At 58.1% G+C, this 25,808-nt stretch carries 24 protein-coding genes; 6 read left to right on the top strand and 18 right to left on the bottom strand.

The annotated features are described in order from the left end of the window. Window positions 1-39: 39 nt before the first annotated feature. Window positions 40-1,446: a sigma-54 interaction domain-containing protein gene (locus tag DFT_RS05490; RefSeq protein ID WP_054030245.1), complete on the bottom strand. Its 1,407-nt coding sequence runs from the start codon at window positions 1,444-1,446 to the stop codon at window positions 40-42. Between the two features lie 228 nt (window positions 1,447-1,674). On the opposite strand from DFT_RS05490, the gene DFT_RS05485 reads away from it, so the two are divergent. The 5 genes from DFT_RS05485 to DFT_RS27510 are packed head-to-tail and all read left to right on the top strand — an operon-like array spanning window position 1,675 to window position 6,284. Beyond that, window positions 1,675-1,965, top strand: a complete 291-nt coding sequence (locus DFT_RS05485) for a hypothetical protein (protein WP_054030244.1) — start codon at window positions 1,675-1,677, stop codon at window positions 1,963-1,965. 49 nt (window positions 1,966-2,014) lie between these two features. Continuing rightward, complete coding sequence (hybA, locus tag DFT_RS05480; protein WP_054030243.1) at window positions 2,015-2,935, top strand: hydrogenase 2 operon protein HybA; 921 nt, start codon at window positions 2,015-2,017, stop codon at window positions 2,933-2,935. Continuing rightward, on the top strand, window positions 2,932-4,140 hold the full coding sequence (gene nrfD / locus DFT_RS05475; RefSeq protein WP_054030242.1) for an NrfD/PsrC family molybdoenzyme membrane anchor subunit: 1,209 nt from the start codon (window positions 2,932-2,934) through the stop codon (window positions 4,138-4,140). The genes hybA and nrfD overlap by 4 nt, the downstream gene beginning before the upstream one ends. Before the next feature lie 44 nt (window positions 4,141-4,184). After that, complete coding sequence (locus DFT_RS27515) at window positions 4,185-4,976, top strand: cytochrome c3 family protein (RefSeq protein ID WP_235506175.1); 792 nt, start codon at window positions 4,185-4,187, stop codon at window positions 4,974-4,976. Beyond that, complete coding sequence (locus DFT_RS27510) at window positions 4,977-6,284, top strand: tetrathionate reductase family octaheme c-type cytochrome (RefSeq protein ID WP_235506174.1); 1,308 nt, start codon at window positions 4,977-4,979, stop codon at window positions 6,282-6,284. Window positions 6,285-6,407: 123 nt separating this feature from the next. Here DFT_RS27510 and DFT_RS05465 read toward each other — a convergent pair whose 3' ends face one another. From DFT_RS05465 to DFT_RS05430, 8 genes are all read right to left on the bottom strand, one after another. Further along, window positions 6,408-8,180, bottom strand: a complete 1,773-nt coding sequence (locus DFT_RS05465; protein WP_054030241.1) for an aldehyde ferredoxin oxidoreductase family protein — start codon at window positions 8,178-8,180, stop codon at window positions 6,408-6,410. Window positions 8,181-8,224: 44 nt separating this feature from the next. Beyond that, the gene (locus DFT_RS05460) at window positions 8,225-9,382 is read right to left on the bottom strand and encodes an iron-containing alcohol dehydrogenase (protein ID WP_054030240.1); all 1,158 of its coding nucleotides are present in this window, start codon (window positions 9,380-9,382) and stop codon (window positions 8,225-8,227) included. A 58-nt stretch (window positions 9,383-9,440) separates the two neighbouring features. Beyond that, window positions 9,441-10,145, bottom strand: coding sequence for an ABC transporter ATP-binding protein (locus tag DFT_RS05455; RefSeq protein ID WP_054030239.1), 705 nt, complete (start codon window positions 10,143-10,145; stop codon window positions 9,441-9,443). Then, window positions 10,145-10,897 (bottom strand): ABC transporter ATP-binding protein, encoded by a 753-nt coding sequence (locus tag DFT_RS05450; protein ID WP_083453347.1) that lies wholly within the window; start codon window positions 10,895-10,897, stop codon window positions 10,145-10,147. The genes DFT_RS05455 and DFT_RS05450 overlap by 1 nt, the downstream gene beginning before the upstream one ends. 2 nt (window positions 10,898-10,899) lie before the next feature. Further along, window positions 10,900-11,862: a branched-chain amino acid ABC transporter permease gene (locus tag DFT_RS05445; RefSeq protein ID WP_054030238.1), complete on the bottom strand. Its 963-nt coding sequence runs from the start codon at window positions 11,860-11,862 to the stop codon at window positions 10,900-10,902. Further along, a complete protein-coding gene (locus DFT_RS05440) occupies window positions 11,859-12,746 on the bottom strand; it encodes a branched-chain amino acid ABC transporter permease (protein WP_054030237.1) in 888 nt (295 codons plus the stop codon). The genes DFT_RS05445 and DFT_RS05440 overlap by 4 nt, the downstream gene beginning before the upstream one ends. A gap of 104 nt (window positions 12,747-12,850) precedes the next feature. Then, the gene (locus DFT_RS05435; protein WP_054030236.1) at window positions 12,851-14,092 is read right to left on the bottom strand and encodes an ABC transporter substrate-binding protein; all 1,242 of its coding nucleotides are present in this window, start codon (window positions 14,090-14,092) and stop codon (window positions 12,851-12,853) included. A gap of 277 nt (window positions 14,093-14,369) precedes the next feature. Beyond that, window positions 14,370-16,196, bottom strand: a complete 1,827-nt coding sequence (locus DFT_RS05430; RefSeq protein WP_083453346.1) for a sigma 54-interacting transcriptional regulator — start codon at window positions 16,194-16,196, stop codon at window positions 14,370-14,372. Between the two features lie 409 nt (window positions 16,197-16,605). Here DFT_RS05430 and DFT_RS05425 point away from each other — a divergent pair, with 409 nt between their 5' ends. Then, on the top strand, window positions 16,606-17,688 hold the full coding sequence (locus tag DFT_RS05425; RefSeq protein ID WP_054030234.1) for a flavin monoamine oxidase family protein: 1,083 nt from the start codon (window positions 16,606-16,608) through the stop codon (window positions 17,686-17,688). Window positions 17,689-17,779: 91 nt separating this feature from the next. Here DFT_RS05425 and DFT_RS05420 read toward each other — a convergent pair whose 3' ends face one another. From DFT_RS05420 to DFT_RS05380, 9 genes are all read right to left on the bottom strand, one after another. Next, window positions 17,780-19,291, bottom strand: a complete 1,512-nt coding sequence (locus tag DFT_RS05420; protein ID WP_054030233.1) for an alpha-amylase family glycosyl hydrolase — start codon at window positions 19,289-19,291, stop codon at window positions 17,780-17,782. A 37-nt stretch (window positions 19,292-19,328) separates the two neighbouring features. Next, entirely contained in the window at window positions 19,329-20,168 is an 840-nt protein-coding gene (locus tag DFT_RS05415; RefSeq protein ID WP_054030232.1) for a C1 family peptidase, read from the bottom strand. Between the two features lie 311 nt (window positions 20,169-20,479). Further along, entirely contained in the window at window positions 20,480-20,707 is a 228-nt protein-coding gene (locus tag DFT_RS05410) for an amphi-Trp domain-containing protein (RefSeq protein ID WP_054030231.1), read from the bottom strand. A gap of 48 nt (window positions 20,708-20,755) precedes the next feature. Then, complete coding sequence (locus DFT_RS05405; RefSeq protein ID WP_054030230.1) at window positions 20,756-21,232, bottom strand: CBS domain-containing protein; 477 nt, start codon at window positions 21,230-21,232, stop codon at window positions 20,756-20,758. 111 nt (window positions 21,233-21,343) lie between these two features. Next, a complete protein-coding gene (locus tag DFT_RS05400) occupies window positions 21,344-21,652 on the bottom strand; it encodes an antibiotic biosynthesis monooxygenase family protein (RefSeq protein WP_076750625.1) in 309 nt (102 codons plus the stop codon). A 111-nt stretch (window positions 21,653-21,763) separates the two neighbouring features. Further along, window positions 21,764-23,053 (bottom strand): sodium ion-translocating decarboxylase subunit beta, encoded by a 1,290-nt coding sequence (locus DFT_RS05395; RefSeq protein WP_152971873.1) that lies wholly within the window; start codon window positions 23,051-23,053, stop codon window positions 21,764-21,766. Window positions 23,054-23,116: 63 nt separating this feature from the next. Continuing rightward, window positions 23,117-24,904, bottom strand: a complete 1,788-nt coding sequence (locus DFT_RS05390; protein ID WP_083453345.1) for a biotin/lipoyl-containing protein — start codon at window positions 24,902-24,904, stop codon at window positions 23,117-23,119. A 56-nt stretch (window positions 24,905-24,960) separates the two neighbouring features. Next, the gene (locus tag DFT_RS05385; RefSeq protein WP_054030227.1) at window positions 24,961-25,215 is read right to left on the bottom strand and encodes an OadG family transporter subunit; all 255 of its coding nucleotides are present in this window, start codon (window positions 25,213-25,215) and stop codon (window positions 24,961-24,963) included. 194 nt (window positions 25,216-25,409) lie between these two features. Beyond that, on the bottom strand, window positions 25,410-25,799 hold the full coding sequence (locus DFT_RS05380; RefSeq protein ID WP_054030226.1) for a metallopeptidase family protein: 390 nt from the start codon (window positions 25,797-25,799) through the stop codon (window positions 25,410-25,412). Window positions 25,800-25,808 lie beyond the last annotated feature (9 nt).

The following is a 25,808-nucleotide window of genomic DNA, read 5'->3' as shown; positions in this document are numbered from 1 at the left end:
GGCCTCCCCCGATGTCGGTGACAGGCCCGCACCAGGCCATCAGGTGGGCCCGGCGGGAGTGGCGGTCAACTCCCTTTTCAGGTCGAGCCCATATTTGCGCATGCGGTTCCACACCGTCACGCGGTTGATGCCCAAAAGCTGTGCGGCCCGGGTCTGATTTCCGCCGGTGGCCTGCAGGGCATCGATCAATTCCTGCCGCTCCCTCAGTTCCCGATGGCTGCCGGGAAGAGGTGCGCCCACGGCCGGTGCATCGGCGGCGAACATCTGCGGCGGAAGGTGCGAGATTTCGAGAGGCCCCTTTTCGGCAAGGGTAAACGCATATTGCAGGACGCTTTTCAGTTCCCGCACATTGCCGGGGAACGCGTAGCGCATCAGGCTGTCCATGGCTTCTTTACGGATACCGCTGATGGGTTTTCCGGTCTTGGATTTCAACCGCTGCATAAAGGTCTCCACCAACAACGGAATATCTTCTCTTCTCTCCCGCAGCGGCGGCAGATGGATGGGGATGACGTTGATGCGAAAATAGAGATCCTGCCGAAAGGCGCCCTGGGCAATGAGGGCGTGTAAATCTTTATTGGTGGCCGTGATGATGCGGACATCGACCGCCACCGGGCGATCGTCTCCCACCCGCTCGAACTGCTTGGTTTCCAAAGCGCGCAGCAATTTGATCTGGACGGAGAGGGGGATATCCCCGATCTCGTCCAGAAAGAGGTCTCCTCCGTCGGCACTTTCGAAGCGTCCCTTGCGGTCGCGAAAGGCGCCTGTGAACGACCCTTTGACATGGCCGAAGAGTTCGCTCTCCAGTAAGGAGGCGTTCAGGGCCGCACAGTTGACCTGTACGTAAGCCCCTTGGGAGCGGAATCCGCGGTCGTGGATCGCCCGCGCCACCAGCTCCTTGCCGGTGCCCGATTCCCCCAGAATGATCACCGGGGCATCGCTGCGGGCCGCTTTTTCGATGATGCCGAAGACCTTTTGCATTTGGGGCGAGCGACCGATGATGCCGCAGTACCCGTCGGTCTCGTCGAGCTGGCGGGATAAGAAGGCCACGCGCTTGTCCAGGCGATCGAGTTCGCTGATATCCGTCAACGTCTCCACCGCCCCCATTATCGAGCCATCTTCGTCATAGAGCACCGAGGCATTCTTCAGCACCGGCATGGCCGTGCCGTCCTTTTTGACGATTTCACAGCGGCACTTGCGAATATCGGAACGGGGTTGCTCGAACAGGGTGCACCAGCCCTGACCGTCGTCTTTGATGGCCTTCTCGCAGGCGTCGCACTTGAGCAGGCGACACGACTGGCCGGTAATCTCCCGGGCCGTATAGCCGGTCATCTCTTCGAAAGAGCGGTTGGCCGCCAGAATCCGGCCCTCTTTGCTGATAATCAGGAGGGCATCGTTGAGGGTATCGATCACCCTGCCCCAGTATCGGTTGATCTCGATGTCTTTCATCTCCGCCATTCCGATAAGAAGATGATAATTTGAATGCTTAAACACATGTTGTGAATTTAAACAAATGTTAGACTACCATTTAAACACTCAAAACGCAAACCCGTTTATCAGCCAATTCCCTTCATGATTACAGACAGATAAAAATCTACACAATTCGCATGGCCTGGCATGCATTTTGAGATAGCACCCAAGACGATCTTTTAACCGTTTCACCACGAGTGTGTTTGGATGAACGGGATGTATGAACGGACGGCCTGCGTGAACGAACCGAGCGGTCATGAGGGCAATGGAGAAACCATCCAGTTAAGCCTTGTCGATGTTCCCTGGCCGATTAGCATCTTGAAATGCAATCAGCAATTGGAGCAGATGCCGATCGGTACGCACCTCGACGTCACGCTCAAGGACCCGTTCATCAAGGACAACCTGGTACTGCTGCTCAACGCGATGCCCGGCTTCGCGTTCGACGTCCGCTTCGTCGATGAATGCATCTGTTTGAGCATCACCAAACGGCCCGCATAGCAGCGCCGCAATTATCGAGCAGTGCCGTTTCTGGAAAAAAGGAGAAGAGATGGGCATCAGCCGACGCAATTTTTTCAAAATCCTTTCCGTTGCCGGCGCCGCCACCGCGACCGCCCAAACACCGGCCCGGGCCTGGCAATCCCAGGCGCCTTCTGAGGCTTACGGCTGCCTGGTGGATCTGACCCGCTGCATCGGCTGCCGCAAGTGCGAACAGGCATGCAACGAGGTCAACAAACTGCCGCCGCCCGATCGTTCGTTCGAAGACCTGACCGTGCTGGACCGGAAGCGGCGGCCGGACGAGAAGACGTTTACCGTGGTCAACCGGTACTACTCGGGCATGATCGACGAACGCGACCAGCTTATTCCCACGTTTGTCAAGCTGCAGTGCATGCACTGCCAGGACCCGGCCTGTGCGTCGGCCTGCATCGTGGGCGCCCTGTCCAAGCAGGAGAACGGGGCGGTCAACTACGACGTGACCAAATGTATCGGCTGCCGCTATTGCATGGTGGCCTGCCCGTTCGAAATCCCGGCCTACGAATACCACGACCCCATCACCCCGAAGGTGATGAAATGCACCTTCTGCTACGAACGCGTGGCCAACGAGGGCAAGCTGCCCGGTTGCGCCGAGGTCTGTCCGGTGGAGGCGATCACCTTCGGCCGGCGCGACACCCTGCTCAAGGTGGCCAAGGATCGCATCAAAGAGAACCCGGGCCGCTACGTCGATCATCTTTACGGCGAACGGGAAGCGGGCGGCACCTCCTGGATGTACCTGTCGGCCCAACCCTTCGAAAAGCTGGGTTTCGTAACCCTGCCCGACCATCCCATGCCCCGCCTGGCCGAAACCATTCAACACTCGCTTTACAGCTATCTCTGGTCGCCCATCGTTCTGTTCGGCATGCTCAGCGGCATCATGTGGGCCTTCCGCGGCAAGGGCGAACGCCAGGAAGACCACGAAGGAGGGAATTCATGAGCCATCATCATGCGGCGCCCACCAACAGCAGATTCTGGACCCCGGGCGTGGTCGCCCTGGCCTTCGTGGCGGCCGCCGGCCTGGTCGCCATCATCGCCCGTTATATCGGCGGCATCGGCTACGTCTCCAACCTGAGCACGGCCCGTCCCTGGGGGCTCTGGATCGGCGTGGATGTGGCCTCGGGGGTCGCCCTGGCCGCCGGCGGTTTCACCACCGCCTTTCTAGCCCACATTCTCGGCAAACATTACTACGAACCGGTGGTCCGGCCCGCCCTGCTCACCGCCATGCTCGGATACACCTTCGTGGTATTGGGGCTGCTGGTGGACATCGGCCGCTCCTGGGCCATCTGGAAGCCCATGATCTACTGGAACTTCAACTCGGTCCTCTTCGAAGTGGCCATGTGCGTGATGTTCTACCTGAACGTGCTCTACATCGAATTCCTACCCATGGTGATCGATCGGTTCAAGGGACGGGTGCGGTTGCCCGGCGCCCCGGATGCGCTGAACCGGGCGATCGACGGTTTGCTGACCCTGGCGGACAAGGTGCTTTCCAAGATCATGTGGGTGTTCATCATCGCCGGCGTGGTGCTGTCGTGCATGCACCAGTCGAGTCTGGGGGCGCTCATGCTCATCGCGCCCACAAAACTCCACCCGCTGTGGTACACCCCGATCCTGCCGTTGCTCTTCCTCACCTCGGCCATCGCAGTGGGTTACCCCATGGTGGTGTTCGAGGCCACATTGGCCACCACCAGCCTGAAACTCGATTCCGAGATGAAGATATTGACGCCGTTGACCCGCTTCACCGTCTTTCTGCTGGGCATCTATCTGGCCCTGAAGGTGGGCGACATGGTCATTCGAAAAACCTACGTCTACCTGCTGGACGGCAAGGCCCAGACCAATGCGTTTCTCATCGAAATGATCATCGGCGTGCTGGTGCCCTGGCTGATGCTGCTCTCGCCCAAGGTGCGTCAATCGCGCCGCTGGCTCTTTATCGCCTGCACCATGATCGTGGGCGGCGTGCTGCTCAATCGCGTGAATGTCTTTGTGGTGGGGTACCGCCCGCCGGTCAGCGAAGCCCATTACTTTCCGTCCATCGGCGAAGTCGCCATCACCGCGGGCCTGATCGCCGGGTTGATGCTGATCTATCGCTTTCTCGTCACACATCTGCCGGTTCTCAACAAACCGGAAAAGGAGGTGGCCGCATGATCCCAAAGGTTCCTGCCTGCAACCGGCTCCGCCGGAGGTTGACAATGAAGCATTTGAAATCAGTGGTTCCCCTGGGGCTTGTGTTGGCGGCCTTTATGGTCGGCATCGGGATTCAGCTCCCTGCCCGGGCAATGGCCGCCGCCGCGCCGCCCGAGACCGAAACCGCAAAGGCGCCCGAATCTGCGGCATGGTTCGCCCCCGACCAGGTCGAAGCCCAAAAACGCGCCCAGGAGGTGGTCCCGTTTGTCGCCGAGGTGCGCGACGAGTGCAAGCTCTGCCGCCAGCAACGACTCCGCGACGAGGGGTATGGCGTCAAGGACCAGGCCCACAGCTACCTGCTGCTCGACAGCCCGATCATCAAGCGCACCGAAGACCGCTACGGTCCGGTGCGCTTCATGCACAGCAAGCATGCCGCCATTACCCAGGACTGCGCATTGTGCCACCACTTCCGGCCGGCCGATGAGAGCGCGTCGGAAACCGTGCGCTGCTCGGCCTGCCACCAGGAGGCGTTCCGGACGGATCATCCCGAGTGCATCGGCCTGAAAGCCGCCTATCACCAGCAGTGCATGGCATGCCACGAGGAGATGGAGAAAGGGCCGGTCGGATGCATCGGCTGCCATCAGAAAAACGTACCGGATCACAAGGACCTGGTGCAGCTGCCCGACAACCCGGAACCCTCCCAGGTCACGTCCGAGTGCCTGCGCTGCCACAAGGCCGCGGGCCAGGACATGCTCTCCACGGCCCACTGGCTCTGGAAGGGCCCTTCTCCATATACGCTCGACCATCGCAAGGCGGTCCATCACGGCAAAGCGACAACCGCCGTGAACAATTTCTGAGTGAGCATCATCAGCAACGAGGCTCGTTGCACAAGCTGCCACGCAGGATACGGTTGGAAAGACGCGACCTTCGATTTCACGGACATGACCAAAATCGATTGCCTGGTGTGTCACGACACCACCGGCACCTATAAAAAAATTCCCACCGGGGCCGGCATGCCCGATCCCAGCGTAGATCTCGTCAAGGTGGCCAAGAGCGTCGGCCACACCACCCGCAAGACCTGTGGGGACTGTCACTTCAACGGCGGCGGCGGCGAAGCGGTCAAACACGCCGACCTTTCGCGCCAACTGCTGCACCCCGAGCGTAACTGCGACATCCACATGGGCGGCTACGACTTTCAATGCGCGGAGTGCCACCGCACCCGCAACCACAAAATCGCCGGCCGCAGCAGCTCGGTACCCGTGGTGGAAGGCAGCCGGGAATGCGAAAACTGCCACACCAACAGGCCGCACTATGGTGGCAAACTGCTCGATCACCATCTGAACAAACACTCGGACAACATCGCCTGTACCACCTGCCATGCCCCGGTCTATGCCAAATGCAAGCCCACCAAGACATGGTGGGACTGGTCTACGGCCGGCGACAAGACGCGCAAACCCCAAAAAGACAAGTACGGCATGGAAGACTACAACTGGATGAAGGGCGATTTCGTCTGGAAAGAGTCGGCCAAACCGGTCTACCGATGGTATGGCGGCTTCATGAAGCGCGTGCTGCTGGGCGACCGCATGGACATCGACGCGCCGGACGGGGTCAACATCGCCGAACCGGTGGGCTCCATCAACGACCCCAACTCCAAAATCTCGCCGTTCAAGATCATGGCCGGTGTTCAACCCGTGGACCAGGAGCACAAGTACCTGCTCGTGCCCCATCTGTTTCCCCGCGACAAGGACGACACGACGGCCTACTGGAAGAATCTCGACTGGCAGAAAGCCTTCACCGATGGCATGAAAGCGGCCAACATGCCCTACAGCGGCAAGGTCAAATGGATCACGACCCGCATGTTCTGGGGCGTACAGCACGAGGTGATGCCGGCCCCCATGGCGCTCTCGTGCGTGCAGTGCCATGACAGCCTCAAAGGTGAACGCACCTGCGACCGCTGCCACCAGGACAGCCGAAATGTGGATTTCAAAACCATCGCCCACAAAGGAACCGACTTCAGCTACATGGCCTCCCAGGGCCGGGATGTAAGCCACCTCATCGGCTCGACCGATTATATCGACTTCAAATCCCTGGGGTACAAGGGTGATCCGATCCTCTATGGCGGACGCTTCAAGAAGCTGCCAATGGGGTACAAGGCCCACAAGTAAAATCGGACACGCCGGCGTGGCGCACCCGTGGTCAACGCGCCGGCTTCCGCAAGACCCGAAACAACGAAGGCCGCCCCTTTGAAAAGGGGCGGCCTTCTTGCGCAGGCGGGGTGTGCCATTGCGTTAGGCGTCCGGCGGCTTTCCCTCCGGGTCCCATCCGCGGGCCGCGTAGTAGTCCGCCATGAGGCGCTTCATCTGATCTTCGGTGATCACCTTGCCGCTCTCGGGCAGCGCTTCGCGATGGAATCGCGGGGGCAGCATGTCGTCTTCTGGCCGGAGCCCTTCGCGCAGGTTGAACCGGCGGGTGTCGTCACTGACGTGGGCGGCGATGCGTCTCATCCCCTCAGTGCCCAGATCCAGGCCGGTGGTGCCCTTGATCATGGTCCCGAGTTGCTCCCATTGGTAGAGATCCCTATAAAAGCGGCACAAGATCAAGGTATCAAAGAGGGTCAGCCGGTCTTCCCACTCGGTGAAAACGGCGGCCTTGCCCTCGATCTTTTCCGGATCGACGATACCGGCCAGCTCCGGCTTGTAGAAAGTGGCCCGCAGGTGGCAGGCGCCGCGGTCGGAAGAACCATAGGCCAGCCCCATGCCCTTGAGCACCCGCGGATCGTATCCGGCCGGTTCCAGGCCTTTGACGTGAATGGCCTGGTCCGCCATGCCCCAGGCATCGGCGGCCGTGCGAATGCCCCGGGCCAACGTCTCGCCGATATCCTTGCGGTAAGCGATATCGGCCAGCAGCTGGGCGATGGCATCCACGTCGCCGTAATCGATGACGCGATCGATGCGCCCCTGACGGGCGGCCTCGATGGTCAGGGCGGCCAGATTACCGGCGCTGATGGTATCCATTCCCAGGCGGTCGCAAATATCGTTGAGGTAGATAATCTCCTCGATGCTGTCGATCTCGCACAAGCCACCAAAGGCGTAGATCGTTTCGTATTCGGGGCCTTCCACCTGCAGTCCCGCATGACGCCCCTCCTTGACCGTGGAGAGGCGCCCGCACGCCATGAAACATTTCAAACACGCATGGGGTTTGACATCGCAGCGCTGGTGCAGGGCGTCGGCGTTGATCTTACTGGCCCCTTCGAAACGCCCTTTCTGCCAGTACCGGGTGGGAAAACCTCCCGCCTTGTTCATCACATCCACCAGCATGGGGGTGCCCTTGGTCTTGTATGCGATCACGCCGGCGTTCTCTTTGCCTTCGATGGCCAGCTCCTTGGAAAAGGCACGCACCAAGGCATCGTCGGCAAAGGCTTTTTTGCGTTTGCCGTGAAAGGCGATAGCCTTGATCTTCTTGGCGCCCAGAATAGCGCCCACCCCGGTCCGACCGGCGCTGCGCCAATAGTCGTTCTCGATGACGGCAAAGGAGATGAGGTTCTCCCCGGCCGGGCCGATGCAAACGACGCCGCAGCTGCCCGCGCCGGGACGGTTCTCCTTGACCCAGGCCTTGACGCGATCTTCGGTGCCGTAAGTGTCCAGTCCCCAGAGCTCTTCGGCGCTGTGAAAGTAGACCGTCTCTTCGCAGATCTCCAGCCAGATCGGTGTGTCTGAGGTCCCGTGGATCACGATGGCGTCGAAACCGCATGCAGCGATGTTTTCGGCCACGCGTCCCCCGGAATAGGATTCGGAATAAAAACCGGTCTGGGGAGACTTGGAAAAGACGCCGTAACGACACGATCCCCATATGCTGCTGCCGGCTACCGGACCGGCGGCGAAAATGATATGGTTGTCCGCGGAGAGCGGATCGACGCCCTGCGGGTTGTGCGCCAGCAACAAATGGGTGGCGAGCCCTTTGCCGCCCAGCGTCCGGGCGAGAACCTCGTCCGAAATCATCTGCAGTTCAAAAGCGCTTTGGGTCACATCGACCCTGAGCGCCATGTTATAAAAACCGAACATGAGGGCATCTCCTCCTTGATTTGAAACACATCCCTTGACCCCTCTCAAAGCACGCTCAGATAAATACGTTCAGCATCTTTCTGCGTCATCACACGAGGGTTGTTGGCCAGCAGACGCGTAACCTTCATCACTCCCGCGGCCAGCACCGGTATATCCGACTCCTTGACGCCGAAGCGGCTCAGGTGCTTGGGGATCTGAAGATCCGCGGCGAGCGTGCGCAGGGACTTGACCGTCGCCAGGGCCATGTCGCGCTCGCTCAACCCCTCGGTACACTCCCCCAGCAGGCTTGCCATCTGCGCAAACTTCTTCAAATTGCCGAGCATGTTGAACTCCATGACCGACGCCAGCATGATGCTGTTTGCCACCCCGTGCGGGATATGGAACTCCGCCCCGATGGGATAGGCAAAAGCGTGCACTGCGGTCACGCCGGCATTGGCGAAGGCCATGCCGGCCAGCAGGCTGCCTTCGAGCATGCAGGTGCGCGCCGCCAGGTCCTGGCCGTTGGCGTAAGCGGTGCGAATGTTGGCGGCGATCAACTCGATGGCCCTGCAAGCCAGCATGTCGCTCATGGGAAAGGCGTTCTTGGAGGTGAAGGCCTCCACCGCGTGAATCAACGCATCCATGCCGGTGGCGGCGGTGACGTGAGGCGGCAGATCCAACGTGAGGGCCGGATCGAGAATCGCAACCGAAGGAATTAGATAGGGGCTCACGATCCCCTTTTTCAGCTTTTCCGCCTCATCCGAGAGAATCACGATGGGGGTCACTTCGCTGCCGGTGCCGGCCGTGGTCGGGACGATGATCGTTCCGCGTCCTGCTTTGGGCACCAGGTCGATGCCGAAGTAATCGGTCAGCTGCCCGCCGTTGTCCACCAGCAGGGCCGATGTCTTGGCGATGTCGATGGCCGATCCGCCTCCCAGGCCGACGACTACCTGGGCCCCGGAGGCCCGCAACGCATCGATCGCCTGCCGGGCGACATCCAGATTGGGATCGGGAGTCACCTGGTCGAAGCGTGAAAAGGCGATGCCGGCGCCAGCGAGAATTTCTTCCAGCCGCCCGGCGATGCCAGCCTGCACGATCCCGGGATCGGTGACGATCATGACCCGATCGCAGCCCATGCGCTTGATCTCGCTTTGGATCTGATCGAGGCAGCCGGGACCCATCACGATTCGGGGTGTGGTTTGGAACAGATGGATCGCGTTCATGGTGATATCCTTTCTCGAAAATGATAGCCGTTGGGTTGGCTCTGACACGGTTGATCGATCAAACCGCCAGATATTTCTTGTGCACCTGGTCTTCCTTTTGAAATTCGCCGACACTGCCGGTGTAGACCACATGACCCTTGTCGAGCACGACGACCCGGTCCGACACAGCCAGGGCGAACTTCAGGTTCTGCTCGGACAGCAGAATGGTGGTGTCGGCCGACTTCAAGTCCAGCACGAGGCGTTTCATATCGCTGACGATCACCGGCGAGAGCCCTTCGGAGGGTTCGTCGAGCATCAGCACATCCGGATTGCCCATGAGCGCCCGGGCGATGGTGAGCATCTGCTGCTCGCCGCCCGACAGGGTACCGCCCAGCCGTTCGGACATTTCGGCCAGGGCAGGGAACTGGGCAAACACCGAATCCAGATTCCAACGGCCGTGGCGGCCCGGTATGCGCCCCAGCTCGAGGTTTTCGCGCACGCTGAAGGGCCCCAGGATGCGGCGGTCTTCGGGCACGAACCCCAAACCCATGCGGGCCATTTTGTGCGCCGCCAGGCCGGTGCAAGTCTTTCCCTTGAATTCGATTTTGCCGCTTCGGGGAGGTGTGAGCCCGATCAACGAGCGAAAGGTGGTGGTCTTACCGACCCCGTTGCGCCCCATCAGGCAGACCGTCTCACCGGGCTCCACATCGATACCCACGTCGAAAAGAATGTGGCTGCGGTCATAAAATGTGTTCAGGCCAACGGCTTTGAGAATGCTCTCCATTAAAAGTCTTCTCCCAGATAGGCGGTGATCACCTGCTTGTTGGCGCGGATCTCCTCGGGCGTCCCTTCGGCCAGCAAAGCCCCCTGCTGCAGGACCCGCACGACCTGGGCGATACCGAAGACCATGTCCATATCGTGCTCGATGAAGACCAGCGTCAGATCATAACGCTTCCAGAGCTGCTTGATCAGTTCCCGGGTCTGCTGCCGCTCGTCGGGAGACATGCCGGCCGTGGGTTCGTCGAGCAACAACAATTTGGGCTTGAGGGCCAGGGCGATGCCGATATCGAGCAGCTTCTGATCGCCGTGGGCCAGTTCAAAAGCCGGCCGTCGGGCCTGGTCATCCAGCCCCAGGCTGTCGAGAATCGCGTGGGCCTCGTCGGTGGCCTGTTTGAAATCGACGACATTGCGCCAGTACTTGCGTGTTTGTCCCAGTTTGGAGAGGCAGGCCACGCGAACGTTGTCCAGGACGGTCTCGTCGGGAAAGATGGATGCGATCTGAAAGGCGCGTCCGATGCCCCTGGCCACGATCTGCTGGGGCGGCTTTCCGACGAGATTCTCCCCCTGAAACAGGATGGCTCCGCGATCGCACAGCAAATGGCCCGTGATCTGATTGAACAGGGTGGTTTTACCCGCGCCGTTGGGGCCGATGATGGCCGAAATCTCACCAGGCATGACTGAAAACGAGACATTGGAGGTCACCCGCAGTCCACCGAAGGCCTTGTCCACCGCATCGAGTTGCAGCATGGGAGTCATGGTCACCTCCCCTCACCGGTTTTTGCCAGTAGCGATTTGGCGCGCATCGCCTCGCCCACCACTCCCTTGGGAAAAACGAGCACGATCACCATGATGATGATCCCGATGATCAGCGACCAATATTCGGTGTGTGCACCGACCAAGTCTTCGATCAAAATAATCACGGTGGCGCCCACGAAGGGACCGAAGAATTGGTTGATGCCGCCGAGTACGGACATGAGGATCACCTCGCCTGAGGTGGTCCAGAACAACATATCGGTGTGGATCGAGCCATCCACCCCGGCCATCAAGGACCCGGCCAAGGCGGAAAAAAGAGAAGAGATGACGTACACCCGCAGCTGGTTGCGCCGCACGCGTCGTCCCAGAAAGCGGACGCGATCGGGATTCTGCTGCACGCAGCGCAACACCAGGCCAAAGGGGCTGAAGGCCATGCGCTTGAGGATCCATATGGAGAGCATCACCACGGCCAGGACAAAATAGTAATAGACCGTGCCGCTCTCGAGGATGCCGGGTGGTATGATCCCCTGAATACCGTCGTCGCCACCGGTAAAATCGTACCATTTGAAGGTGATCTGCCATCCGAGCTGGGCGAATGCCAAGGTAAGCATGGTGAAATAGACGCCGCCGACCCGGATCACCAGCAGGCCCAACAGCAGGGCCAGCGCCGCGGCGGCCAGCAACCCCAGGCCCATGGCCGGCAGGTACCACTGCCGGCCCAGATGATCGACCATCAGCCCCACACTGTAGGCCCCCAATCCGTAGTAGAGCGCCTGTCCCAAGGAGAGCATGCCCGTAATCCCCCAGAGCATATTGAAAGAGACCGCGAACAGGCTCCAGATCAAGACATGGCAGGCCAGATTCACCTGGTAGGACGACGTGGAGAGGACCGGCACCAGAACGAAGATCAGCACGATGAACGCCCACAGGGATGCCGCCTTGAGATTGCGTGTACCCAGATTTGTCATACCTTCCTCACCTTGCGCGCAGCAAAGAGCCCTTCCGGTTTAAAGATCAACACGACGACCATCACCAGGAAACTGAACAATGTGGCCCATTGGGGCACGACGGCCACGGCAAAGGCGTTGACTTCGCCGATCAGCAGCGCACCGAACCAGGCACCCCAGAAATTGCCCATGCCGCCGAGCACCACAACGATCAGCGAATCGATGATGACCTCGATTCCGGCACCCGGCGTCACGGTTCGCAGCGGCGCGGCCAGCGCGCCGGCCATGCCGCCCAGCGCCGTGGCAATACCGAATACGAGAGTCATTGTCATGGGAACGTTGACCCCTAACACACTGACGATTTCACGATCGACGGCCGCGGCGCGGGCCACCTGCCCCGGTCGAGTATGGGACAGGATCCACCAGGCCGCCACCACAACGATCACCCCGATGGCGATAATCAACAGGTTGTAGGCGGGGATGAAAAGATCCCCCAATTGGATCGCACCGCCGAAACCGGTCGGACGGGGCAATGACTTATACTCCGCGCCCCAGGTCAGCTTGACCAGATCGTCGATGATCAGGATAAAGGCGTAGGTCAGCAGGATTTGAAATCCCCCTTCATTGGCACGACCATAGATGCGCCTTAAAAAGGCGAACTCGGCCAGCATGCCGAACAATCCGACGCAAACGCCCGAAAGGAGTAGAGCGATCCAGAAATTGGTGCTCCACACCGACACGAATTGATAGCCGAAGTAGGCACCGAGCATGTAGAAAGAGCCGTGGGCGAAATTAAAGACATTGCCGACCCCGAAGATGAGCGTCAGGCCGCTGGCCACCAGGAAAAGCAGGGTCGCCATGGTCAGACCGCTGATGAACTGCGTGAGAAGAAAAGAGACATCCATGGGACGAATTCCTATACCGGAAGATTGGCGGAGGCCCGGTCGGCGTCATGCGCCACATCGCTCCGAGGGCCCCCGCCATTTCATTGGTTCTCTTTCGACGGTGCCTACTTGTTGGGGTACCCCGGCGGGGGTGCGATATCTTCTGCCTTGTAGATCTTCCAATCACCCAGCATCATTTTTGCCGGTGGGAAATCTGTGTTGGGCATGGTCACACCGATGGCCTGCACCTGCATGATCTGATGGGTGGCCGGATCCATGTAGGAGGTGAACCCATCCGGATCCTCGGGCAGTTTGATCTTCAATCCCTCGAGTGCCTTGACCAATGCTTCGGTGTCGTCGGGATTGCCAACGACTTTCACCGCCTCGGCGATGGCATAGACGCCCGCATAGGCGCCTTCGGCGGCGTAGGTCGGATAGCGGCCGGTGCGCTTGTGAAAATCGGCGACGAATTTCCGGTTGAGTTCAGTTTCGGGCCAGTTGTTGTAGTGACGGGCGCCCAGCACAAGCCCCGCCGGCAGTTCCGCGCCCATGGCGCTCATGAGTTCGTAGTTGCCGCCGGCATCCGGCTGGAAGTAGAGGGATTTCTTGAAGAGCCCATACACCTGGGCCTGCTTGATGAAGGCCACGGTATCACCGCCCCAGAACCCGGTCACCAGGATGTCCGGATTGTCCTTGACCAGGGAGGTGACATAGGAGTTGTAATCCGGTTCGAAGAGTTTGGGCCAGTATTCGCCCACCACCTGGTATTTTACCCCCAGCCGATCCAGGCTGAAGCGCAGCTCGTTCCATTGATCGTGGCCGTAGGCATAGTCCGGACCGATGTAGGCGATGGTTTTCCAGGGTTTGCTCTTCTGGAGTTCCTGCAGATAAAGTGCCCCGGCGGCCATGGATTGGAAGGTATTGTTGGCCACCCGGAAATAGTAGGGCTGCAGCTTGTCGGATGTGAGCTGGGTGGAAGCGTGATCGGTGCCAATGAAGATTTTTTTGTGCTGCTTGGAAATTTCGGTTACGGCCAGCCCCACCCCGGAGCTGACGATGCCGAAGAGAAAATGAACCTGGTCCTCGGTGATATACCGGGTGGCCACGCGCACCGCATAGGCCGGCTTGGCCTTGCTGTCTGTGAAGGTGATGTCGATCTTGTAGCCGTTGGCCCCGCCCTTGCCGTTGATTTCATCGACGGCCATTTCGGCGGCGGCCACCGAATCGATGCCGTAAAGACCAGCGCGACCCGTCATCGGATACATGGCCCCGATCCGGATGACCTTTTCCTGGGCTTGCACGGCCATGGGCAACGCGCAAAGCACCCCCAGAACGATTGCCAGACAAACGCACAGATTTCTTTTCATGCTCCCTCCTTTTCGATTGTAGATACGCCACAGATATGGGGTTGCCTGCCCCATTTATCGGCGAGCACCAAACTGTTAGAAAAGATACAGAGCAACGGCTGTGCCACTCCCCCTGAAAAATTACAACCCCCTGTTTTTGAAGGAGTTATAAAAATACATAATTTGAATTGGATTTATTTTGATTATTGCATTTAAGCAATAATCCAGGCTTTAAAGGATGGGAGATTTATTTTTATTTATACTAACGGGTAGATATCAGAATTGCAAAAATGCAGCCTCATTTCATTTTCGCAATATCACCCGATACCCCATAGCGGGTGATTTTTCGCCAGAGGGTCGTGGGGTGGACCCCCAGGCATTGGGCCGCCGCGGCCAGGGATGCCTCTTTTTCGATGGCCGCCTTGATCATCTGTGTTTCCAGCGCCTGCACCGACGCTTTCAAGGTGCCCACCCCCGAGGGCAGATTAAAGGCACAGGCAGGAGAAAATGTCTCTTCGGGGAGGTCCTGGGCACACAACCGCTCTCCGTCGCTCAGAATCATCATGCGTTCGACAATATTGATCAGCTCACGCACGTTGCCAGGATAGTCGTATTCCATGAGCCGGTCGATGACCCGCGAATCGAAACGTTTGGCGGTCCCGTTGCGACGGTTGAGGGAGTCCACGAATTTCATAACCAGCGGGACGATATCTTCCCGCCGCCGACGCAGGGGCGGAATCGAAATAGGGACCACGTTCAAACGATAGTATAAATCCTCACGAAACGTCCCCTCGTGGATCATCTCCAGCAAGTCCCGGTTGGTGGCCGCGACGATCCGCACATCCACCTCCACCGGGCGGGTGCCGCCCACCCGAACGAAAGTCTTGTCTTCGATGACCTCAAGGAGTTTAATCTGCATTTCCGGTCGCAATTCGGCGATTTCGTCGAGGAAGACCGTTCCCAGGTGCGCCGTTTCGATCATTCCGGCTTTGCCTCCGGGCATGGCACCGGTAAAGGCGCCCTTCTCGTAGCCGAACAGCTCGCTTTCCATGAGCGTGGGAGGAATGGTGCCGCAATTGATCTTGACGAAGACCCGCTCTTTGCGGTCGCTGATCTGGTGGATGAAACGGGCGAGCATGCTTTTGCCCACACCCGATTCCCCCTGAAGCAGTACGGGCGCCTGGGTGCCGGCCACCTTGATCGCCGTTCGCACGACCTTCATCATGCTCTGGCTTTTGACCACCATCTGCTGCATGGCATGCTCGACCGAATCCTGCTCCAAGAGCGTCTGGGCCATGCGCGAGGCGATCCGCCGGCTGTTTTCGAGCTCGGCCTTCAACTGATTCAACTCGGTGATGTTGCGGACATTGGTGACCACCAGCGCAATCTCGCCTTCATCGTCAAAAATCGGCGTTCCGGTGACAATGACCTGCTTGTCGCCGCTCACCACCTGCATGAGGGTCACCGGTTGCCGCTTTTTGATCACCTCCAGCGTCACGGAATGGTCGTACACCTTTTCATCGACCAGCTCGTGCATGTTGCGACCGATCAGGTCTTCGCGTCGAAGGCCGGTGATCCTTTCGTAGGCCCGGTTGACACGGATGGTGTTGGCCTTTCCATCGGTGATATACAGTCCGTCATAGGAAGACTCGAAGATCGCCTCCAGTTCCCGGTTCAACCGCTGAAAACTCTTCAATTCACTAATGATCGTCTCATACTCGGAAATGTCCTGAAAGACGGAGATGACCCCTTGCACCTGCCCGTCGATCAGGATCGGACTGCGGTTGGCGATAACCGTGGCGCCGGCAATGCTCAGTTTGCGTCCGATTTGGGGTTGGCCGGTTGCGATGATCCGCTGGAACTCGGGCCACACCCCGGGTCGCACCTCCTGAATGTGCCGTCCGGGAGAAGTTTCCCGGTCCTCGCCGAAAATCCGGCGCGCGGCCCGGTTGTAAACCTTGATGATACCGTTGCGATCGAGAATCAGAACACCGTTGTGGAACATGTCCAGGATTTCCACCCAATGCCCGGGCGGATCCAATGTGATTTCCGGCAACACTTGCACAGGTTCGCCCATCTCGCGAGAAACCGACGACAGCGCAGGCTTTCCATCGTTTTTCCGCATTTCAACCTCGCCGATTCAAAGTCATGTCCAAAAAGGAGCAGCGATCCATGACATAAGGGATCATCGGATATCCATCAGACGTCCGACGCGAAACACGACGGCAACTGCTTTTTAAGAATCCGTCCAGCATGATAAAACTTTAAAAAGTCGCAAAGGCGTCATGTCGGCGTTCGCCGGGATGACGGGAAAAACGAATCCCGGACTTTCTACGGTGCCGTCAAACATACCTATGATAGGTGGCATTTCGGCATGGGCACAAGAAGAAAGATTCAATTTCAAAAAACCTGTGAGAACCGTCCGACCTTTTTGGTGAGCGCCCAATGTATTGACAGCCCGGGGATGGAAATGGTTGGATACGGCCGCGATTATCGAATGTCAGTACCGAATATGGAAAGCGACGGCAACGACCATGACTACGGAAAAAGTCGACACCCTCATCATCGGCGGCGGTCTCAGCGGCATCTATGCCGCCTGGCTGCTGCAGCAAAGAAACCGATCTTGCATCGTCTTAGAGGCGCGCGATCGGATCGGCGGGAGGATACTATCTCCCGAATACCTGGGCTTTTGTTCCGATCTCGGTCCCTCCTGGTACTGGCCCGAAATCCACCCGCGGATGGCGCATCTCATCCAATCCCTGGGGCTGAACGGATATCGCCAATTCGAAACGGGAGCCGGGCGTTTTCAACGCTGCACGGGTGCGGTGCAGACCGTTCGGGGATATGCCATGCAACCCCAATCCTGGAGACTTTCAGGCGGCATGATGGCGATGGTCAGGAAATTAGGGGATGACATTGCGCCCGGCATGATCAGATTGAATCACCCGGTCTGCCACATCGAAAAACAGCCCAATGGCGTTCTGGTCACGGTCGGCGAGCTGGAAAAAGAAGCCTGGGCAAAATTTGAAGCCCACCGCGTCATCCTCGCACTGCCCCCGCGCCTTGCCGCCGCCACGATTCTGTTCACCCCCGAATTGTCCGACCGCCTGACCCAGGCCATGCTGAAGATCGGCACCTGGATGGCGGGACAGGCCAAGTTCTGTGTGCTTTACGATACCGCTTTCTGGCGCGAGGCCGGACTGTCGGGTCAGGCCTTCAGCGAATGCGGGCCGTTGGGCGAAATCCACGATGCGTCCAACGACCATCTGGGCCCCTATGCATTGACCGGCTTTGTCGGACTTCCGGCGGTGCAGCGTGGCCAGCAACCCAACATCACCGAGGCGATTCTCCACCAGCTGGCCGGCATCTTCGGCACCCCGGCCATTCGGCCGAGCACCTACTTTTACAAAGATTGGGCCCGGGAACGGTTTACGGCCACTGAATACGACCAGCCGCCCATGCATGAGCATCCGATCTACATGCCGCCCGCTGGCCAGACTTCCATCTGGGATGGCGCCATCCTTTTTGCCGGCACGGAAACCGCGGACCAGCAAGGCGGCTATCTCGAAGGAGCGCTGGGGGCCGCCGAACGGGCGGTGGCGACCCTCTGCGGATAAGCCGCACCTCTTCACACAGGCTGATATCCGGGGAAAGACACAGACCGGCTCCAAACCCAGCCTGTTGTTGTGTCATGCGAGCCAAAGGCATTCAATGCTGATGATGACAAAAAATATCGATGGTCTTGGCGCCTACGGACACATACACGTGATCGTTCCTCACCGTTAAAGGGTCACCCGTCTTCCAATGCTTCAGCTCCGTTGCAATCATGTCGATCACCCGTTGCGGCAATATCGAACGGTTCAGGGGCAACCCAATGGGATAGGGCATCGGGGTATAGCCGTTGTTAAGGATGACCAAGGCGACATCATCGGTGGCAATGCGCAAAAATGCATACACCAGATCGTCGGACCAGAGGGTGATGGTAGTGCCATGCCTGAGGGCTGGGGTCTGCTTGCGCAAACGGATTAGATCTCGAGTCCACGCATACATATCACGGGCGGTTCGATACGCCGCCCGGGGTTGCTGATCCGGTCCGATCACGTCCCACGGAAAATCACGGCGCAAGTCGCTATCGTCATGGCCGGACTTCCAGCCCTCCAATCCGATCTCAGTGCCATAGTAAAGCTGGGGGATACCGCGCATGGTGAAAAGCGCGCCGAGACACAGCTTGGTCACTCGGATCGCCCAATCCAACCCGGCGCCATCTCCGGTATGCTTGGTCCTGGCGTGGCTCATGATCCTCTTTTCAAGATCATGATTATCGAGCAGCGTAACCAGCCGATCGGCATTCCGATAGCCCCGCTTGACCGGATTGTCTTCGTCGAGCACCCCGCGAGGTTCCGCATCGTTCAACCGCGGCCGGGCCAACCAATAGCTCATGCTTGCATCATAGATCAGCGTCGATCGCAGTGCCGTGCAGAACGGAAAATCAAATATCGAATCAAAATCGTGATAGTTCTGATATTCCAACAGCTTGCCGATATCCTCCTTGCCTTCGAAAAGCACCTCGCCGATCAGGCAGATATGTGGATACTCGCCTCGAATCTGGGACTTGAAGTAGTGCCAGAACTTGGGCTCCACATGCTTGACGGTATCCATTCGGATGTTGGTCACTTTACCGCGCGTCAGCCACTCCTCGATGTTGTTGAGAAAATAGTCGAACACCTGGGGATTGTCATGATTGAAGTCGGGCAGGCCGGCCAACTCCCCTTTGACGTCGCCGGTGCCGCCGACGTTGAACCAGGTGGGCTCGAATTGATCACGGGCGCCATATCCCGCATGGTTGACCACCATATCGAGCACCACCTTCATCCGACGTTCTTCGCAAAGATCCACCAACCGGCCGAATGTCTCCATCGCCACGGCGTCGGGCAAACGGGTGCCGTCAAGAAGGCGCCGGTCCATACGATCGAAGTTGCGTGGCCAGTAGTAGTGATAGGGTTCCGAGGTGCCGGCTCGATCGATATTCTCGTAGACCGGCGTCACCCAAATGGCGGTCACGCCGAGCTCCTGGAGATAATCGAGCTTTTCGATGATGCCATCCAGGGTGCCGCCGTGGATGCTGCTGTCCGATATCTCGGCCATCCGTTTATGGACACCGAAAAAGCGGTCCGTCACCACGAAATAGATGATGTCATCCTGGGTAATCTTTTTGTCCATGGATTGTTCCCTCCATCCGGTGCTTTACGGATAACCACTACCTGAACTGCTGCGTGTCCAGGTACTCGCTCTTGAACAGGCTCCAGAAATCTTCGGCCAGGCCCGCTTCGATGTAGGCATAGGGCAGCCAGCCGTACCCGTTTTCGCCCCAGCCCTTTCCCCAGGAATTTCTGATCTTGAGAGCGCCCTTCTCCTTGCCGATTTTCCGATTGTCATCGTAACCAATGGCAACGACGGCATGCCCTCCCTGGACCGAATCATGATCCGCGGGAAACTCGAACTCCCCTTTGTCGTTGCCGAAGTTATAGACGGTAAAACCGAACATGGAAGGATAGCCGGCCGCCAGAAAATTTTTAACACTTGCCAGCAACTGACTGGTTGAACTGGTGGGCTTGTCCAATCGGTAGTATTTGATGCTCTGGTAGCTTTGTCCGAACGCATAACAAAAAGCACTCGGTTCATCATCGAATTTGGCGGTGTCGTAAGGATAAAATTCTTCCGGCGGCAAGCCGAACAACGCCATGGCCTTCATGGTCGTGCGCAACCAGGCACCGGTATCACCCGTCCAGTGGAGGAGGTTCCTGGTGGTCTTGTAGAGAAACAGGCGGGACGCGTTCAGATATTTTCCATGAGCACGTTTTTCGTAGTATTCGATCAGCCCCACGCCGGCGTGCGCGGTACATGAACCGATCTCCCCCTGATCCTCTATGGGAGAACAGAAGGATGAAAGGTCGGCCTTGCCCGCAATACCGGCTTGGGGCGGCTTCAAGGCTTTGGATTTATGGAACAGTTTTTCAACCTTCTCATGATCGGGAGTGTAATCCCTGATATCGGGAAGATCCCTCTGCCATCCCATTGCATATTTCTGGGTCCTCATGGTCGTCTCCTTTCTTTGGGAATCGTTGATATTCGGGTGGCGGCCTTGCCCGAATCGGGTCAGGCCGCCGGCTTTCGTATGCTTTGAACGGGCAGACAACCCGGTGGCAGCAAAGGAAGTCAGGTGGATACAAAGGTCCGCCAATTCTTGCCAAAACAGGATGTGCGGGAATTAATTAGATATGGAAATCAATGCGTTAGGAATGATCGCAAGCGCGTACACAATGCAAGTGGTATGTGTCCATGGCGCGCGGAGATGCCGGCTTTCGGTGTGAACGATGGTATGGGTGATCGGGAATCCTCAAGAAGTCATCACGCTTCGTGCGTCCACTTGATCTGGAATTCGATCTCCTCCTGATTGCCCTCCCGTTCATGTTCGATATTGAACACGGCTCCCGCAGGGACAGAAATTCGCTCACCGGCAATTTGAATCCGGAACCGGCGACCGCTTTCCAGGGCATCGGCGAACCTGCGCAATTTGGCCACGAACTCGGCCGTTGGATAGCTTTTTTCGAGATCTCTCTTCTTTTTTTTGGCCATGCGGAAACCTCTCGTTATCGATGGGTCCAGGGAAGATCCCAGAAGCTCTTAAAAATACTGCATTACGTTGAAAATGCTGTGATACACATCGGAAATGTAGATCACGCCAACCGGTCTGTCGCCGTCCAGAACAGGCAGGCGGCGGAATTTATTTTTAATCATCCTGTCCAGGATCACCATGACATGGTCATCGGGCGCTGCGCACATCACGTTGGTGCTCATCAGCTGTCCAACCTTTTTCTGTTTGAGGGAATCGACCAGAAGCTTCAACTGCCCTTTCCACTGAAGCGTGCCCGCATCCACGCTCAAATTGAGAAAATCGGGCCTGAGGTGGAAAAGAATATCGTACATGGAAATCACACCCGCCATTCGTCCATAATCATCCACGACGATGAGACTGACGGTCTTATGGCCCGTCCTTCTGATTTTCCCATTCAAGATCATACGGATCGCATCATCGATGGGTGCATCCTGATGAATGCGGTCAAACGATGTCACCATTACATTTTTGGCATATAGACTCATGTCCACCTAATAGCTCCTTTGTGTCGTTCGGGCCCGGAACCAGTTCAAGCATTACGCGTCGAGCATCACATAAATGGAAGAACGCCAGGATATCGATCTCAATCAGTCCCATCAATCGTAGGAGTAGACCCTGTACTCCGTCGGCGCTCCCAGAACGGCATCGATCTTTCCCTCGATCTCCGCACGCTCTTTGTTGGCGAACCATCGTTCCCAGTCCTCGACCGATTTCCAGGTGCTGATGACCAGAAACTCATAGGGATCGGCGACATTTCGCATGGTTTCCCCGGAGATGTAACCGGCCTGACGAAAGGCCAGCTGCCTGGCCTCGGCCAGCAACGGGCCCAGTTGGGGCAACAGATCGGCTTCCATCCCACCGTACAACCGGGGCATTTTCCTGAACATGAGGACGCGTATCGACATTTTTTCCTCCACTTTGATGATGCGGGGTCGCAATTGCTGATGGCATGAATGGCAGTATATCAAATTATGAGCCGCTTGCAACGTTCGAACGACATCCTTTCGAGATCCGGATCAGACCAGCAGATTTTTCAAGGTCAGCAATACACCCGCGGCCACGGCCGATCCAATGACTCCGGCGACATTGGGCCCCATGGCAAACATCAGCAGCATGTTTTCGGGATCTTCCGCCATGCCCATCTTCTGGCTCACCCGGGCGGCCATGGGCACCGCAGAGACGCCCGCCGATCCGATCAAGGGGTTGACTTTAGTTCCGGGCAACAGATTCATCAGCTTGGCCATCAGGACACCTGAGGCGGTCCCGATGCTGAACGCGATGACCCCCAAAAGCAAAATTCCCAGGGTCTCCAGGTTGAGAAAGTTCTCCGCCGAGAGCCGTGAACCGACCCCTATCCCGAGAAAGATGGTGACGATATTGATCAGAGCGTTCTGGGTGGTCTTGGAGAGACGATCGACAACGCCGCACTCCCGCATGAGATTGCCGAACATGAAAAAGCCGATGAGCGGTACCGCAGACGGCAGCAGCAGCATGCACAACCCGAGGGTGATCAAGGGGAACACGATCTTTTCCACCTTGCCCACGTAGCGCAACTGGGTCATGCGAATTTTACGCTCCTCGGCGTTGGTCAAAGCCTTCATGATCGGCGGTTGGATGATGGGAACCAGGGCCATGTAGGAATAGGCCGCCACGGCAATGGCCCCCAACAGATCGGGCGACAACTGGCTGGCCAGAAAGATGGCGGTCGGTCCGTCGGCACCGCCGATGATGCCGATGGAAGCGGCGTCAAACAAATCGAAATCGATGCCCGGAACAATCGCCGAAAGCGCGAGCGCTCCGATCAGCGTACTGAAAATGCCGAACTGCGCCGCCGCTCCCAACAAAGCGGTTTTGGGGTTTGCAATCATGGGGCCGAAGTCGGTCATGGCCCCCACGCCCATGAAGACCAGCAGCGGAAAGACACCGGTTTTGATGCCGATTTCATAAATGTAGTAGATCACCCCGCCCGGTTCCGAAATCCCGGCCAGGGGAACGTTGGCCAGAATGCACCCAAACCCCATGGGCACCAGCAGCAGTGGCTCAAAGCGTTTGGCAATGGCCAGATAGAGCAGCAGGAGCCCTACCGCGACCATGATCAAACTGCCGATGCCCGCGGTCCATCCACCCGCTTCCGGGAAGAGGTACCCCCATAAACCGGTGGATTTTAAAAACTCGGCAATCATGCTCCCGAAGGGCGCCAATTCACCTTGAGATCCAGCGCCCGCCCAGACCGCGCCCGGAGCGCCGAAGGCCAGAACGGCAGCAGGGAGAAGCCAGCCAATGGCGAACTTTGTATTGTCTTTCATCAGATCTCCTGAGCCTCATGACCCCATTGGGTCTACTGGAACTTCATTGGATCTCGTCCGGATCTATGCAATCGTTGCGACCAACTGCTCGGGCTTGACCACCTGCCCCTTTTCCACCTCGATGGAGGCCACCGCCCCGTCGCACGGCGCCACCACCGGGGTTTCCATCTTCATGGCCTCGAGAATGATCAAGGTGTCGCCCCGACGCACCCGCTCACCCACGGCGATAAAAATCTCCGACACGATTCCCTGCAGCTTGGCCTTGACGGCCACCGCATCGGCCGCCTTGGCGGCCGGTGCCGGCGCCGGGGTTACCGATTGCACGGCGCCGCTGGCCGCTTCCACCTTTACCTGGTAGGTCTTGCCGTCGACCGTGACCGTGTATTCGGTGGGTTGCTCGACTGGCGCTGGTCGCGGTGCCTCCGCGGCCGGCGGCGTCTCCTCAGATTTGGCGCTCACTTTGCGGACGTTGATGGGCTTGTGCCCCTTCAGAAAGTCGAGGCCTTTGTTGCCGCCAGGGGTTTGCAGTGCCCCGACGATGAAGATATTCTCCTCGGTGACCGGCAGCCCCTCTTTTTCGAGAATCGCCCTGGCCTTGGGAATGCCCGGCTCCAGCTCATCCACCGGGTCGCCTTTGAAGACCGGTTTGCCGAGCTGCTCTTCGGCGATCTTGACGATCTCCGGATCCGGCGGCACCGGTGTGCGTCCGAAGTATCCCAGCACCATCTTACCGTAGCCGTCGGTCATCTTTTTCCACGGTCCCTGGGTGACATTGGCGTAGGCCTGCTGGAAATAGAACTGGGAAACCGGCGTTACGGAGGTCCCGAAGCCGCCCCGGGCCACGCACTCGGACATGGCCTCGATCACCTTGGAATAGAGGTGCAGGGTGCCGGTGTCGCGCATCATCATGGTGTTGGCCGTCAGGGCGCCGCCCGGCATGGGGGAAAGAATCACTTCGGAGGAGACCTTCTGCGCTTCCGGCGGGAAAAAGTAGTCTTGCAGGCACTCTTCCAGAACCCGGTTGGCCTCCATGATCTTCTTCACATCGATGTCCAGCGTATAATCGCTGCCCTTCAGGGCATGAGACAGGGAGAGCATGTCCGGCTGGCAGGTGCCGCCGGACAGCGGGGTGCGGGCCAGATCCACACCGTCGCAACCGGCCTCGATGGCCGCTTGGTATTGAACGACGCCCACACCGGCCGTTTCATGAGTATGGGCCCAAATGATGGTATCTTTGCCTAAAAGTTCGCGGGCGGCCTTGATCGTGTCATAAAATTTGCGCGGGTTGCTGGTCCCGGAAGCATCCTTGAAGCAGATGGAGTCGTAGGGCAGACCGCTGTCCAGGATCTCGCGAAGGGTCTTGATGTAAAACGGTACATCATGGGCTCCGCTGCAGCCCGGCGGAAGCTCCATCATCGTAATCGAGACCTGGTGGTGCAAACCGGCGTTCTTGATGCATTGGCCCGAGTAGATCAGGTTGCGCACGTCGTTCAAGGCGTCGAAATTGCGGATGTGCGTCATGCCATGCTTTTTGAACATCCTGGCATGCAGGTCGATCATATCCCTGGGTTGGGCCGAAAGGGCCACCACGTTGATGCCCCGCGCCAGGGTTTGCAGTTTTATCTCCGGTCCGGCCGCCTCGCGAAAGCGGTCCATCATGTCGAAGGCCGATTCGCCGCAGTACATGAAAAGTGCCTGAAAACGAGCACCGCCGCCCGCTTCCATATGTTCGATGCCGGCTTGCGCACCGGCTTGCACCGCAGGGATAAAGTCATCCGTCAAAGCACGGGCACCGAAAACCGACTGAAACCCATCGCGCAGAGAAGTGTCCATAAACTGAATCTTTTTCATAATCGCTCCCTATTTCCAGGAAAGGGTGATAAACAAAAACCCACGTTATCTGCACATTATCCGACCGAGCGCATGCGGGATCGATGGGCTGCGACAGCGGCACCGATGGCGGCAATCAACGCGCCGTCGTCCTTTTTCGAAACGGAGCGCATCCTCTTGTTCAACTCGGCGGCTTCCTCGGCGGCCAGTTCCCTGGCGCTTCCTTCAGAGAGAAACCAGTAAGAAATCCGAACGAACACGATCAAAAGCAGCAGAAAGAAAAACACCACTGCCATTCCCAAAAGCGTCAGTTTGAGACCGGCAACAATCATATGCACTCCTGTGGCTTTCCCAAGCGATACGGGTGCCTTGCCACCATCAGCGGTCAAGAAATGAAAATTTTACAACGGTGATGAAAAAAATTCTCCTAGCCGTTTGGACCGTATCAACTCTTGCAGAAGCAGGCAATTAAGAAATGTATGATTTGAATGTACGAAACTTTCTTACAATATAAGTTCGATACCCCCTAGCCGAATCCCAGGTCATCGAGCTCTGCATCGCTCATCCCCAGGGCATGCGCCAGCTCATGGACGACGGTGATCGCTATCTCTTCCCGCAGCTCTTCGGGGGTGGTGCAAACCTGTTCGAGGGGTTCCTGAAATATATAGATGGTGTCGGGATAGAGTGGTGGTTCGATCAGCGATCGTTCGGTCAACGGCACCCCCCAATAGAGACCGAAAAGCGTTTCCCCCGGAGGGACACCCAATTCGTCGAGCATCTCAGGATCCGGCCGCCGCTGAACGGAAATCACGATGTTGTCCAGGTGGCGCCGAAACATGGGGGGAATTCGGGCCACCGCCTGGTGCACGATCCGGTCGAACTGGCTCTCGCTGAGATGCAGTGATTTGCTGGCCATTATGTGCGA

The organism is Desulfatitalea tepidiphila (assembly GCF_001293685.1).
Classification (GTDB): Bacteria; Desulfobacterota; Desulfobacteria; order Desulfobacterales; family Desulfosarcinaceae; genus Desulfatitalea; species Desulfatitalea tepidiphila.
This window is presented reverse-complemented; position numbering and strand designations above follow the sequence as displayed.